The organism is Bacillus cereus G9842 (assembly GCF_000021305.1).
GTDB classification, from domain to species: Bacteria; Bacillota; Bacilli; order Bacillales; family Bacillaceae_G; genus Bacillus_A; species Bacillus_A thuringiensis_S.
On record NC_011772.1, the window covers coordinates 2,683,223 to 2,696,693 of the forward strand.

Sequence of the window (13,471 nt, forward strand, 5' to 3'; positions counted from 1 at the left end):
TCCTTTACCTTTTCTCCGGCTGATCACTCGGATACGTAGCATTATCTTTATTTTCAACATCCCAACTAATAATGGTCGCACTATCTCGTCCGAATTGATGATGAACATGTTCTAAAACATTGTGAACATTTTCTTTAAGTTTAATATTATTTCTATTCATATTATTATACAGATTTAATGGCGTTTCATATCGGCGTTCCCCGCATTCTAATACCCCATCTGTCACCATTACAATTCGGTTCTTTCCAGTACGTAATTCACGAATACCTGATGAATAGCAAGGAACAGGTAAATCAAATGTGTTTACATTTCCAATCCATTCGTAAAAATGACGTTGATTTAATGCATATTGCCCTAACTTATGTAACTCTTCATGAAATACATACACTAAACAATCACCAATAGAAAGCCACCATATATAATTTTCTTTTCTTACACATAGTAAGCAAGCTGTTTCACCTTTAATTCTTTGGCATTTTTCTTTAAATGAAGAGGATTGAAAAATTGAAAGTATATGATTTTCAACAGATCGAAATACTGTATCAATTGGTTCATTCAAAATTATTCTTATATTTTCATATTCTTTTTCGATTGTATTTACTACTAAATCAACACTTTCCGCACTATTATGTCCATCTAAAATAGCTGTAAACTCCCAATCATCATTCGACCAAACTAACGCACCATCTTCATTCTTTTTCGCTCCAGCACTTATATTCCCGCCATATTTACCAAGTACAATATCACCATATTGCTTAACTGAAATTTCTCCTAAACACATTTCTATATTTCCAACCCATGAATATTGTGTATTATTTGTTGTATGCATACTCATTTACCATATACTTACGTATTCTTTCGCATAGTTTTTTTATTTTCTCTTCATCACCATATGGTGCACCAGTCCATTTCGCTACTTCGGTTGGTGACCAAAATTCTTTTGGTGTATTGGGATAACGTGGAATAATGTGCATATGCATATGTGGTACACCATTTCCTGAAACAAAAGTGTAAATATGCTCTGCACCTTCGCTTTCTTTTAGCGCTTTACTTACTCTACTTGTTATAAGTCCTAACGCTTTCGCTTCTTCATCTGTTAGTTCAGCAAGGCCAGGTACATGTCTTTTTATATCTATCATTACATAACCTAGGTATGTTTCTTCACTATCCCAGTAGACATGTCCAACGTAAACGAGTTCATCTTCGTAAATAGCTCCACCTGGAACTATAATATTTCCTTTATGTTTTTCGCAAATGAAGCAGTTTTGTTCTACTTGATTGTTTGTTGACATATCCATCACCATCCTTTTCATATATAATATCACAAAAAAAGGAAAAATAAGTTCCTTATTCCGAATTTTCATTCTCTTTATACAGCAATTTTTGAAATGAATTTACACCTCATTATTTCTTCAAAAACGCAATCCCAATTATAATCCCAATCACAATTCCGATTACTAAATTATTTGTAAAGTGCCCTTGAAATACACCGATTACAACCCCTATACCGACACCTATTGCCAAAGCATCATTTCTTTTTTTATTTTTAGCCAAAATTGCATCTCCTCCCATCATTTCTCCCTAAACAACATGCATTCACTTAAATGTATTAATATACGCACTATCTCGCTTGAATCTTTTCAAAAAAAGCACTTTAACTTCATATAATATTTTCCATTTTCTGTACATACTCCTTTTATAATGAAAAAATTTCAAGTAACCATTAAATATATATAGGCATTTACTATAAGAAAGATCCGTAATTTATTGACGGAGGAACGATTCAAATGCATCCTCATTGGAATCCAAATATAAATCAACAGTATGTTTATTCCCCCCATCCTGTAAGGAATACATTGCATCATGATTCACAATATATGATGCCGCGCATCGCTAGCCTTGAAAGTCAGTTAGCTAAATTAATCTCATTAATCGAAGAAAATAATCAATTAATTAAATCCATGGAACAACAGCAAAACCAAGTTTGTGCACCAGCTGGAGGTTCTGTTATCGTTCGTATGTAAACTGGATGCAATAAAAAACACACTTTGTAGTATAAAAGTGTGTTTTTTGGTCATTATTTTCTTTTCGTATGGAACCCTTGTGTAATTCGGTCTAATATAATTGCGATTACTACGATAGCTAATCCAGCTTCAAATCCCATTCCGATATTAACTTGTGTTACCGAGCGATATACATCAACTCCAAGCCCAGGAGCTCCTACAAGTGACGCTGTTACAACCATTGATAACGAAAGCATAATGCTTTGGTTCACACCAGCCATAATCGTTCCGGTTGCAAGTGGTAATTGTACTTTAAATAGTTTTTGTGATGCTGTGGATCCAAATGCATTCGCTGCTTCAATTAAATCTTCTGGAACTTGTCTAATTCCTAAGTCAGTAAAACGAATTGTAGGTGGCATTGCAAAGATTACCGATGCAATAATTCCAGGTACTACACCAACTCCGAAAAATGTAATCGCTGGAATGAGGTATACGAATGCCGGCATTGTTTGCATAAAATCTAATGTTGGTTTTAAAAATTTTGAAAAACGTTCATTTTGAGATGCTAATATTCCAATTGGAATTCCGACAATAATTGAAATAATAACAGACGTAAGTACGAGTGCTAATGTTTGCATCGTTTGTGCCCAGTAGTTAATATTTAAAATAAACAATAAGCCGATTAGTGTAAAAATAATTAATGATACTTTTCTCGTTGTGTACCAAATGAGGAAACAAAGGATAATAATCATCAATATGGCCGGTATTATTGTTAAAAAATTAGTGAGTAAATCAACGAATCCGCCGATAATATAAGAGAAACCTCGGAATATGCCTTCAAGGTGCTCATATAAACTTGCAACAAATGAGTCGACCCATTCTCCTAAAGGAATACGTGGTATATTATTCATCGTCTTTCACCTCTTCCTCAATGTTTCCTGCAAGAGCTTGAATGACACTTTCACGTTTAATAATTCCTCTTAGCCTTTTCTTCTCATCGATTACTGGTAACGGATATTTCATCTCCGCCATTTTTGCATATGTCTCTTCCAGTAAAGTATCTAAATACACATGCGGAATATCATTAAGTAATAAATCAGCAATCGGCCATTGTTTTTGAACTGCTTTACTCGCATCATCCGCGGTTAATATACCTAAAAACTCATACTTTTTATTGACAACATATACAGTTGAAACACCTGCATTCCTCATAATTTGAAGGGCTACACGTGGTCCACGATCAATTAATAAAGTTTCTGGTCGTTTTAATATAGATTCCGCTGTAATTACTTTTCCTAAATTCACATCCGCAACAAACTTTTCTACGAATTCATTAGCGGGGCTCATCATAATTTCTTCTGGCGTTCCAATTTGGACAATTTCTCCATCTTTCATTAATGCGATACGATCCCCAATTCGAAGCGCTTCATCTAAATCATGTGTAATAAATATAATCGTTTTTTCCATTTTATCTTGTAACTCTAACAATTCATCTTGCATTTCTTTTCGAATAAGTGGATCTAATGCACTGAATGACTCGTCCATTAGTAATACATCTGGATTATTCGTTAGTGCTCTTGCGATTCCAACGCGCTGCTGCATACCACCACTAAGTTGACTTGGATAATTATCTTTATGATGATCGAGTCCTACTAACTGTAGCGATTCTAACGCTTTTTTCTCTCGCTCTTCTACCGAAACCCCTTGTATTTCTAAACCATATGCAACATTTTGTATAACCGTACGATGCGGAAATAGAGCGAACTTCTGAAATACCATACTCATTTTCGTTCTTCTTACTCTCCGTAACTCTTCTTTTCCCATCGTTGCGATGTCTTCACCATCTATGTATATATGACCTGCAGTTGGTTTAATCAATTGATTTAACATACGAACTAGCGTAGATTTCCCGCTACCAGACAAACCCATAATAACGAAAATTTCTCCAGAGTATACCTCAAACGTTGCTTTTTTTACACCAACGTTCATTCCTGTCTCTTTTAAAATTTCCGATTTGCTTTTCCCCTCTTTTAATAAAGAAAGGGCTCTTTGCGGATGTTTCCCGAATACTTTTGTTACGTTTTCAACACGCACCTTTGTATTATCCATGTCACTACTCCTTTTCTACCCATCTATTCACATAGTGTTGCGATTTTGCAAAGAAATATTACATAAAAATGACATTCATAAGATTTCTTTAAAATTCTCGTTTCCGTTCATAATAAGAATGCTTACTTATACATTTATTTTATAAGGCAAACACTACTTAGGAGGTTTTCGATGCGAAAGAAAATTTGGTTTATATGCCTTGCATTATTTATTACTATGATTTTCACTTCATGTAATGCAACAAATGCAAATTCGAAAGGGAAAATTAAACTTGGTGTAACAAGTTGGAAAGAAAATATTGCAACTGCAAACATGTGGAAAGTTTTATTAGAAGAAAAAGGCTACAAAGTTGAGCTCATGTATTTAGAAAAAGCCGCAATTTGGACTGGTGTCGCTCGTGGTGATGTTGATGCGAATTTAGAAGTATGGCTACCCGTTACGGATAAGCCGCTAAACGATCGTTATAAAGATGATATTGTCTTAAAATCAAAATGGTACGAAGGTACTGGACTTGGTCTAGTCGTACCTTCCTATGTGAAAAATATTAACAGTATTGAAGACTTAAATGCTCATAAAGATGAATTAGATAATAAAATTGTCGGTATCGAACCTGGTAGTAGTCTTATGAATTTAACGAATAAAGCAATGAAAGAATATGATATAAAACTAAAACTTGTCCAATCCTCAGAAGCTGCGATGATGAGTGAATTAAAGAAAGCATATACGAAAAAGAAACCAATCGCTGTTACGCTTTGGAATCCGCATTGGGGTTTTTCAGAATTTGACTTAAAATATTTAAAAGACCCTAAGAAAGTATATGGTGAAAAAGATGACATTTATTACTCCGTTCGTAAAGGTTTCGAAAAAGATCACCCAGATGTTATAAAATACTTTGATAAATGGAAAATGACCGATGAACAACTTGGTACGTTAATGGTCATGTTAAATAAAACAAAAGATCCTGAAGAAGCTGCGCGAAAATGGATTAAAAAAAATCAAGCATTAGTTGATGAATGGGTAAAAGATTAATAAAAAGGCTAGAGAATTAACATATCCTCTAGCCTTTTCATCTTATTTTTTCGTAACAACATCATCTACAATTCCATATTCCTTAGCTTCTTCTGCGGTCATAAAATAATCTCTTTCTGTATCATGCGCTACTCTTTCAATCGGTTGGCCTGTTTTTTCTGCAATCATTTTATTAATATCATGCTTTAACTTTAATATCCTTTTTGCTGTTATTTCAATTTCTGTTGCTTGCCCCTGTGCACCACCAAGCGGCTGATGAATCATAATTTCACTGTTAGGGAGCGCAAACCGTTTTCCTTTTGCTCCTGATAATAATAACAATGCACCAAATGATGCCGCAAAGCCCATGCATAGCGTTTGTACATCTGGTTTAATTAAATTCATCGTATCTAATATTGCAAAACCTGCTGTCGTTGAACCTCCTGGGCTATTGATATATAAATATATATCTTTTTCTGCATCTTCTGCTTCTAAAAATAATAGTTGAGCTACGACACTACTCGCTACTTGATCATTAATTTCTGAACCGATAATAATAATGCGGTCTTTTAATAGCCTTGAATATATATCATAGGAACGTTCTCCTATTTTTGTTTGTTCTACTACATATGGAATTGCATTCATTTTAAATCCCCCCAATACTTGTTATGCAACGCAAAGCATACAACTGTAGGAAGAAGGTTCTTTTACACTAAATAATAAGACTGGCTGTTTAGATGGTAACTTAGTAAAATCTATTGTCGGAAGAAGTTTCGTTAACAATTCCGGTCTTTCCTCACGAATAGACGTTACAACAACTTCAATATCCTCTGTGAATTCGACTATCTCGATCCCTTCTTCACTTACAGTTTTCAGCCTATTTCTACTCCGAAATAAAGAAGCTTTCACTGCACCTTCTGATACAGAACACAATTTAGCAATATCAGCGATACTATATTGAAAAACATCTTTTAATAATAAAATTGCGGATTGCTGTACATTTAATGAAGACAATACTTTCCCTACCATTTCATGCAAATCTGCAATGTTCTCATGTGGTTCTTCAACAGTGATTTGTTCTCTTATTTTTTCATGAACAGACTTAGACTTCATCTGATCTAACCAACGATTTCTAGCTATTTTATAGACGAGTGTCATACAAATATCTTTATTTCTATATTTTTGAAGCACTTTACACACCGTTTCTTGGGCGAGATCTTCCCCATCCCATTTGTTTTTCGTTAAAAAAGTACAGTATCTTTTTAGCTCTCCATATTGTTCAATTAAAAAATTTATATTTGAATGATTCATATCGATATGATTCTTTAAAACATGAGTTACTTTTGTGCACAAAATAACCACTCCTTTTCAGCGCTTACTTAATAAACGATTCTACATTTAAAAAAGTTACGGGGGTATAAAAAAATAATGTTTATGTTCAAGAATTCGCGGTCATAAATATGTTATGTACAATTTTACGTGAGGAGGAACAAATTTGCCAAAATTAACAATTGAAGGTGCGGGAACTTTTGATGTGAAAGAAGGAACAAAGTTAGTATTAGCAATTGAAGATAGCGGTGTCAACATTCTCCATCGTTGCGGCGGGAATGCACGTTGCACGACTTGTAGAGTAGAAATACTAGCAGGTGATTTCTGTGAAGCGAGTGCGAATGAGAAACATGCAATGACGGAAAAAGGGATTGAAGATCATTTACGATTATCTTGTCAAATGCGTGTACATAAAGATATAGTCGTTCGTCCGGTACTTACAGTTGAAAATTCAAGTCTTGATGCTGGGCCACGTCCGGCGGAGTAAAGCGATGAATTTAAAACAACTCGCTGGCGAATATGCTGCTAACTTTGTAAATGATGGCATGAAGATTGGGCTTGGTACAGGTTCTACTGTATATTGGACAATACAAAAATTAGGTGAGTATGTAAAAGAAGGATTATCATTTCAAGCTGTACCGACATCAAAGGAAACTGAAGCATTAGCACAGCAACTAAATATCCCCCTAATTTCGTTAAACGACGTACAAAGTCTTGATCTTACAATTGATGGAGCGGATGAAATCGATTCAAATTTACAACTTATAAAAGGCGGTGGTGGTGCATTACTTCGTGAAAAAATCGTTGCCTCTTCCTCTAAAGAACTAATTATCATTGCTGATGAATCGAAACTTGTAACACATTTAGGTAATTTTCCATTACCTGTTGAAATCATCCCTTTTTCATGGAAACAAACCGAAAATAAAATTCAGTCTTTAGGGTGTCAAACAACATTACGTTTGAAAAATAATGAAACCTATATAACCGATAACAATAACATGATTATCGATTGTATATTCTCTAATCATATTTCTAATCCTGCCCATTTACACACCCAATTAAAAATGATTACTGGTGTAGTTGAAACAGGATTGTTTATAAGTATGACGAGTAAAGCAATTATCTGCACTAAAAATGGGATAAAGGAATTGTAATAAAAGCTGACTTTTTAAAGTTGGCTTTTTAGTATGTTCATCTTCTCTTAATAGCACTTTATTATGATATACTATGAAAACACAAGCTGATTACACTAGAAAGGACTGAACATTTTGCAATCCAAACTTATAACAGAACTTACTGATTTAGAAACTGCCTTTCACATTCGAAAAGAAGTATTTGTAAAAGAACAAGGTGTCCCTCTTGCAGATGAATTCGATATATTCGATGAAATCGGAGAGCAATGTAAACATATTTTAGTTTATTATCATGAGTTTCCTGTAGGCACAGGGCGTATACGATTTGTTGATGGTGTCGGAAAATTAGAACGTATTTGTATTTTAAAAGATTATCGTACATACGGATTAGGTAAAGTTATCATTCAAACGTTAGAAGAAATTGCTCGTAACGAACAAGTTACAAAAGTGAAGCTACACGGTCAAACACAAGCTGAAGGATTTTATAAAAAATTAGGCTATCAAACTTCTTCTGATATATTCATGGAAGATAGCATTCCACATATACTTATGACGAAAATGTTATCATAATAGAAAGGTGACTATATTGTTTATTCATATAGTCACCTCTCTGTATCTTATTCACTTGAAAGTCTCTTTAGTGAATATTCCAATGAAAGAACTTTTAACTTGAAAGCAAAGAACCTAGCATACATAGTCTTAAAACACCCTTAATGAAATTGGCATTCTCTAGTTTTCTATTCGCACTATATTCTGTTTGCTTTCACTTTAAAAAGAATATTTTATTAAACTCACTATGAATTGTTGTCTAAAATCTCTTGTCTTTCTTCTCTTATTTGACCGATTAATGAAACTACTGAACCAACCGCTTGAATCCAGCTCCCCGTAATCACTATAATCTGTCCATCCTCCTCATTTCCTTCCGAAATTTCTTCCACTTTATCCCGACTAGCTTTCAATTCATCTATTCCACCTATTGCCTGTAATGAATTTCCAGTCGCTTGTAACACATTCCCAACAATGTTATACGATTCATCTATGTCGGAACTATCCTCTAATTCACCACCTATTGATGTAATACCACCTAATGCTTGAATCCAATTCCCTGCAATCACTACTTTTTTTTGTGTATTATCTTCAAATTCTATAATGAGTCCTGTTAAAACCGTTACATTACCAATTGATTGGATTTCATTACCAATTTTTTCAAGAGATATTTCCCCTTGTCCATCAGCTTCTAGGCCGTTCCCTGTTGCCTGTAATACATTCCCCCATACGTTTAAATCTCTTCTTAATTCGTCATTCAATTTTTTAAAAGGTGTACTACCAACCGCAGCAATAATTGTCCCTATTGCAACAAACCAAGCACCAACTATCTCCTTAATCGGATCATCCATTTTCAACCTATCCCGTCATTAATTTACTACTTACAGGATATGAATTTATGCATCTCCATGTTAATAGCCTACTTCTCTCCATTTGAATAAAAATCAATATTTCTTTAATATTATAAATACATCTAGTGTGACATCCCTGTTTGCCGTTAGCTTTTGCTAACGGCTCATTTATTTTTTTCTTGCTTCTCGGAGAATTCTCTAAATACGTTTCCCAATACGTACACATTCTTTATTCCTCCTCGAATACAATACATAACTCAATATAATATCTATATATCGATTAGTTACACTTGGCTAACTGCTCCTTTATTTATAGTAAAATTAAATTTCTATAATTTTTTAAAAATCCATCTCGACATCCATAATTCCAAACATTTAAAATCAAAAATATAATTTTATCATCACAGGAAAATTTTCTGAATAACTTTCTTGTTAAAAAGTTTTCACCTTAAAATTTGACAAGCATATGTTATTGAATGGAGATTCTCCATTCATAAGATTCTTACCTTTCTTATCTAGAGCACACTTTAATGTGTGCTTATTTTTAGTTAGAAACTACAACATTCTCAAATAGTATGCATATCAAATTGTTTTTTCAATTATTTTCAAGAGCGGATATTATTCTTTAGTACAAGCACTCTTTCCTTTTAATTAATACTATATATTGATATTCCAAAGAAAGGAGAGCAAAATAATTATGGCTAATTATTTTTATAAAGATGGTAAAAAATATTATAAAAACCAATCGTATTCGAACGATCAAAAAAATAACTGTTTTATTGAAACTCATACGATAACTGGTTCTGAAGAAAATGCAAATGGAAATATACCTTTATCTGTTTTCCTTGAAACCACCGCTCCACAAACTGTATTTGAGGATTTCACAAACAATCATAATAAAACATTAATTCAGTTATTCGTTGTCGGGATGAGTGCACCCGTTCAAGTAACTATTCTAACAAGAAAATCTAGCCGCCCAATTACTACAACATTACAACCTGTTCAAACAAAAATATTTCAAGTTGAAGATTTTCAAAGTCTTACTTTTACGAAACAGGAAGGCCCTACTAGTATAGTTAGTTTATTTGTGCAAAAAACATTTTGTATTTGCTGTAACGATAATAAAGATTCGTGTGATGAATATCATCAAGATTGTAATTAATAGATTAACGCACCAAAAGAACCCGTTTTACAAAGGGTTCTTTTTATTTCACTCCATACATTTTCAAAAACATTTTAGAATCATACACAACGATTTTTCTATAAATCTCTCCTTTTCCCGCTATTTTATTAAAATAACACTTTAGTTTAATTAATTACGGGACTTATCATCATTGAATGAAGGGAAGTAAAATTTAGAAAAAAAGACGACGCTGAATACGTCGTCTTTATTATAAATAGAAAAGCGAATTCTCAAGATTCCCTTTTGCATCAAAGCCCATCATCTCTTAGTTCATGCCTAGGTAAAGCTTACACTGTTTTCCATAATGATAATGCATAAATCCAGTTTGGATCACCATTTCCTTGATAACTCTGGACTGCTTCATATACTTTTCCTTCGTGTAGAACTCTATCTCCCTTTTTATATGCTTTTTTTGCATCCCACGCTTCATATGAAGCGCTTTCAGCTTTTGTAGTAATTGTGAATATATCACTCTGTACGGATTCATTTCCAGCTACATCAACAGCTTTCACTACATATTTATAAGTAGTATTAGCAAGCAGATTTTTATCCATATAAGAAGTTGTATTGGATGTTGCAATCTTTTTCATTAATCCTTCTATTTCTCTATAAATATCATAATGGTCTACACCAATGTTATCGTCAGATGGACTCCACATTAAATCCACACTTGATGCTGTCGTTCCCATACTATGTAATCCTTTTGGTTGTGTTGGTGCTTCTGTATCAGGAGTCGCAACTGTTGTTTTTACTGTAAGCGCTGTACTTTCTTTCGATACATTTCCAGCTGCGTCAATTGCTTTTACAGTATAAGAGTATTCTGTGCTTGGTTGTAATTTCTTATCAATAAAATGAGTGCCTAGTATTGTATCTATCATCTCTCCGTTACGGAAGATTTGATATCCTTTTACCCCTACATTATCCGTAGAAGAGTTCCATGTTAGTTCTACACTATTCGCTGTTACTTTTTTCGTCTGAAGTCCATTTGGAATACTTGGCGCTTCTATGTCTGGTTTCACATCATTAATAAGATTAACATCAATTACATTATAGAATGCATTTGCTGTATCAGCTACATCCCATACTGCTAAAATCACATGATATCCACTACGATCAGTAGGTACATTAATTTTATGAGTTAAATTATTTGAAGCTGCAGAACCATCGTGTTGCACAGTTCCAATTGGTTCAAAATCTGCTCTTGTTAGCGCTTTATTTGGATTCCATCCTTTTTTAGTAATATAGTAATGCCACTTACTCGTTAAGTGAGGCGCAGTATACTTCCAAGTAAATGTATTTTCCCCACCAGTGATTGTATTTTTAAACCAACGATTTGCTGTTTGTTGATCTAAAATACCACCAAATTTTCCGCCTGCTGAAGCAATTTGTCCATCTACTGGACCACCTTGTGGGAACCCTTTTGGAGCTTCTAAACTTTGTGGTTCATACATAACACTTCCGCAGTTTACATTTAGCGCACCATAAGTTGGACTACATAAAGCGGATCGGCTACCGGGCTTTTCAACAAAACCGTGCGCATAAGCATTTTGAGGAATAAGTGTCGTACTAATAATTCCAGCTGTTAATGCTACAGCTCCTAAACTTTTTTTGTTCATTTTCATGTTTTGTAGTTGTTTTAAAAATCGATTATTCATGTTCATGTCTCCTTCTTGTTATACTTTGTAGTGGAATGTGGGCTTTGATGTAAAAGAATAACAAGAGACAAACTTGTACCGATGTATGTATTAATTATGCATACACCGCAGTGAAAATATATTTTTTCCTTGTGAAATATTTCACTTTATGAATATATCATGACATAGAACTCGCCTAAGCATGTGCAGAAGTTGTGCAGAAACAGTGAAATTATTACTAACATATAAAACCACATCCTGAAATCATAAAGTAAAACTTTAATTAGTTGGGGTTTTACGGTCGGTTAATACGGGATAAAATAAAAGTGTGCAGCAGAAATTGTAGACTTAGTTCTCAAAATTCACATTTAGTATTTTCATTTTTTCCATTTAAACAATTCTTCTCTTCTTACAACAGAAAAGTGTCTATATCATTTAATATAGACACTTTTTTCATGTATAACTTTATATTTATTACTGACCTACAAATGTGAAAATTTCATCAACAGCTTCCTTATATCCACCCGATGTTCGGAATGATTCCTTCAAATTCAAAGCAGCCTCTTTATATGAAGGGTTATTTAAAATTAACTCCACACTTTCACGCAATTTCTCCACGGTTAATTCATTCATATGTAATTGAACTCCTGCTCCAAGACTCTCCACTTGCTTTGCGATTGCTGGCTGATCTGCACTTTGCGGTATTACAACGAGCAGAACCCCGTTATATAGTCCTTCATGCGTACTGTTCATCCCGCCGTGTGTAATAAATAGTTTCGTATAAGTAAGCAGTTCGGTTTGAGGCACATAGTGTTTCACAATGAAGTTTTTAGGAATTTCGCCTAGATTACTTATTTTCGTTTTATTACCAATAGACATAACAATTGTATGCTCACTATTCTCAAAGGCCTTCATACACAGTTTATAAAAGTCAATCGCTTCATTAAAAACAGTACCTAATGAAATATAAATCAGACTTTTTTCTTCAATTGAAGTAAAATCAACGTCTCTGTTTTTCACGTGTGCAGAGATAGATGGTCCTACAAATTTATATGTTTCATCAAACGTATCACCAAAAGGCTGGAACTCCTTAATTGTATACACAATAGTAAGGGGTGCAGGATTACAGAAAACTTCATACTGTGATTTTATTTCAACACCATATTTTTCAGCAATTCCCTTCGTTAAGTTTTGAAAATCATTCTGTATTTTATCATGAATTTCTACTGGAATATTTTTTGACAGATGACCTAACATTTGTTCAAAAGATTTTTCATCCTGCGCAAAAGATGTACATGAATTTATGGATGGCAGTTTAAGAATTTGAGCAATTAAGTGCCCACAGCCAAACATAGAATCATGAATTATGTAATCAAAATGTTCACCTTCAATTTGTTCTAGAACACTAGGTATAACAATATCCGCTGTATGTAGAAGACCGTTTATTCTTTCCTGTAAATAATTTCTGCCTCCAGATAGAAACGCTTTTATAAATTTTTGATCATCAATCGTTCGTACAGTAGCACCTGTCTTTTCAATCCGCTCCCTGAAAGCTTCTATTGAGAAATAAACGACCTCTTCACCGCGAGAAATCAATTCTTCTACAACCGGTAAAGTTGGATTTATATGTCCTTCTGATCCAGCGTTAATACATAAAACACGCGCCATTATAAAC

The 13,471-nt window shown here is 33.8% G+C and carries 17 protein-coding genes; 6 read left to right on the forward strand and 11 right to left on the reverse strand.

Going from position 1 to position 13,471, the window contains the following annotated elements; all coding sequences use genetic code 11:
* Positions 1 to 4 precede the first annotated feature (4 nt).
* The 3 genes from BCG9842_RS13410 to BCG9842_RS13420 all read right to left on the reverse strand — a co-directional run bounded on the left by BCG9842_RS13410 (position 5) and on the right by BCG9842_RS13420 (position 1,572).
* Positions 5 to 835 (reverse strand): PP2C family serine/threonine-protein phosphatase, encoded by an 831-nt coding sequence (locus tag BCG9842_RS13410; protein ID WP_057187472.1) that lies wholly within the window; start codon positions 833 to 835, stop codon positions 5 to 7.
* The gene (locus BCG9842_RS13415; protein ID WP_057187477.1) at positions 813 to 1,313 is read right to left on the reverse strand and encodes an HIT family protein; all 501 of its coding nucleotides are present in this window, start codon (positions 1,311 to 1,313) and stop codon (positions 813 to 815) included. The genes BCG9842_RS13410 and BCG9842_RS13415 overlap by 23 nt, the downstream gene beginning before the upstream one ends.
* A gap of 91 nt (positions 1,314 to 1,404) precedes the next feature.
* On the reverse strand, positions 1,405 to 1,572 hold the full coding sequence (locus BCG9842_RS13420; protein ID WP_000508401.1) for a hypothetical protein: 168 nt from the start codon (positions 1,570 to 1,572) through the stop codon (positions 1,405 to 1,407).
* Positions 1,573 to 1,787: 215 nt separating this feature from the next.
* On the opposite strand from BCG9842_RS13420, the gene BCG9842_RS31000 reads away from it, so the two are divergent.
* A complete protein-coding gene (locus BCG9842_RS31000; RefSeq protein WP_000553346.1) occupies positions 1,788 to 2,024 on the forward strand; it encodes a hypothetical protein in 237 nt (78 codons plus the stop codon).
* A 53-nt stretch (positions 2,025 to 2,077) separates the two neighbouring features.
* Here the strand turns inward: BCG9842_RS31000 and BCG9842_RS13430 are convergent, their stop codons facing one another.
* Together BCG9842_RS13430 and BCG9842_RS13435 are read right to left on the reverse strand one after the other, a co-directional pair.
* The gene (locus BCG9842_RS13430; RefSeq protein ID WP_001059837.1) at positions 2,078 to 2,914 is read right to left on the reverse strand and encodes an ABC transporter permease; all 837 of its coding nucleotides are present in this window, start codon (positions 2,912 to 2,914) and stop codon (positions 2,078 to 2,080) included.
* Positions 2,907 to 4,112, reverse strand: a complete 1,206-nt coding sequence (locus tag BCG9842_RS13435; protein ID WP_000370608.1) for a quaternary amine ABC transporter ATP-binding protein — start codon at positions 4,110 to 4,112, stop codon at positions 2,907 to 2,909. Before BCG9842_RS13435 ends, BCG9842_RS13430 begins: the two co-directional genes overlap by 8 nt.
* Positions 4,113 to 4,283: 171 nt before the next feature.
* Here BCG9842_RS13435 and BCG9842_RS13440 point away from each other — a divergent pair, with 171 nt between their 5' ends.
* On the forward strand, positions 4,284 to 5,141 hold the full coding sequence (locus tag BCG9842_RS13440) for a glycine betaine ABC transporter substrate-binding protein (protein WP_001227626.1): 858 nt from the start codon (positions 4,284 to 4,286) through the stop codon (positions 5,139 to 5,141).
* A 42-nt stretch (positions 5,142 to 5,183) separates the two neighbouring features.
* Here BCG9842_RS13440 and clpP read toward each other — a convergent pair whose 3' ends face one another.
* Together clpP and BCG9842_RS13450 are read right to left on the reverse strand one after the other, a co-directional pair.
* On the reverse strand, positions 5,184 to 5,765 hold the full coding sequence (gene clpP, locus BCG9842_RS13445; RefSeq protein WP_000991608.1) for an ATP-dependent Clp endopeptidase proteolytic subunit ClpP: 582 nt from the start codon (positions 5,763 to 5,765) through the stop codon (positions 5,184 to 5,186).
* A 21-nt stretch (positions 5,766 to 5,786) separates the two neighbouring features.
* Positions 5,787 to 6,473, reverse strand: coding sequence for an RNA polymerase subunit sigma-70 (locus BCG9842_RS13450; protein WP_000337517.1), 687 nt, complete (start codon positions 6,471 to 6,473; stop codon positions 5,787 to 5,789).
* Between the two features lie 142 nt (positions 6,474 to 6,615).
* Here BCG9842_RS13450 and BCG9842_RS13455 point away from each other — a divergent pair, with 142 nt between their 5' ends.
* The 3 genes from BCG9842_RS13455 to BCG9842_RS13465 all read left to right on the forward strand — a co-directional run bounded on the left by BCG9842_RS13455 (position 6,616) and on the right by BCG9842_RS13465 (position 8,152).
* On the forward strand, positions 6,616 to 6,936 hold the full coding sequence (locus BCG9842_RS13455; protein ID WP_001125391.1) for a 2Fe-2S iron-sulfur cluster-binding protein: 321 nt from the start codon (positions 6,616 to 6,618) through the stop codon (positions 6,934 to 6,936).
* Between the two features lie 4 nt (positions 6,937 to 6,940).
* Complete coding sequence (rpiA, locus tag BCG9842_RS13460; RefSeq protein WP_001049995.1) at positions 6,941 to 7,603, forward strand: ribose 5-phosphate isomerase A; 663 nt, start codon at positions 6,941 to 6,943, stop codon at positions 7,601 to 7,603.
* Positions 7,604 to 7,717: 114 nt separating this feature from the next.
* On the forward strand, positions 7,718 to 8,152 hold the full coding sequence (locus tag BCG9842_RS13465) for a GNAT family N-acetyltransferase (protein ID WP_001190875.1): 435 nt from the start codon (positions 7,718 to 7,720) through the stop codon (positions 8,150 to 8,152).
* A 224-nt stretch (positions 8,153 to 8,376) separates the two neighbouring features.
* On the opposite strand, the gene BCG9842_RS13470 is transcribed toward BCG9842_RS13465, so the two are convergent.
* Together BCG9842_RS13470 and BCG9842_RS13475 are read right to left on the reverse strand one after the other, a co-directional pair.
* On the reverse strand, positions 8,377 to 8,979 hold the full coding sequence (locus BCG9842_RS13470; RefSeq protein ID WP_000342603.1) for a DUF6944 family repetitive protein: 603 nt from the start codon (positions 8,977 to 8,979) through the stop codon (positions 8,377 to 8,379).
* Positions 8,980 to 8,986: 7 nt separating this feature from the next.
* Positions 8,987 to 9,205 carry a hypothetical protein gene (locus BCG9842_RS13475; protein WP_000337734.1) on the reverse strand — a complete coding sequence of 73 codons (219 nt, stop codon included), beginning with the start codon at positions 9,203 to 9,205 and terminating at the stop codon, positions 8,987 to 8,989.
* Positions 9,206 to 9,676: 471 nt separating this feature from the next.
* Here BCG9842_RS13475 and BCG9842_RS13480 point away from each other — a divergent pair, with 471 nt between their 5' ends.
* Entirely contained in the window at positions 9,677 to 10,141 is a 465-nt protein-coding gene (locus tag BCG9842_RS13480) for a hypothetical protein (RefSeq protein WP_000024965.1), read from the forward strand.
* A 308-nt stretch (positions 10,142 to 10,449) separates the two neighbouring features.
* On the opposite strand, the gene BCG9842_RS13485 is transcribed toward BCG9842_RS13480, so the two are convergent.
* Positions 10,450 to 11,817: a lytic polysaccharide monooxygenase gene (locus BCG9842_RS13485; protein ID WP_001065141.1), complete on the reverse strand. Its 1,368-nt coding sequence runs from the start codon at positions 11,815 to 11,817 to the stop codon at positions 10,450 to 10,452.
* Between the two features lie 453 nt (positions 11,818 to 12,270).
* Positions 12,271 to 13,464: a macrolide family glycosyltransferase gene (locus tag BCG9842_RS13490; RefSeq protein ID WP_000124871.1), complete on the reverse strand. Its 1,194-nt coding sequence runs from the start codon at positions 13,462 to 13,464 to the stop codon at positions 12,271 to 12,273.
* Positions 13,465 to 13,471: the final 7 nt, after the last annotated feature.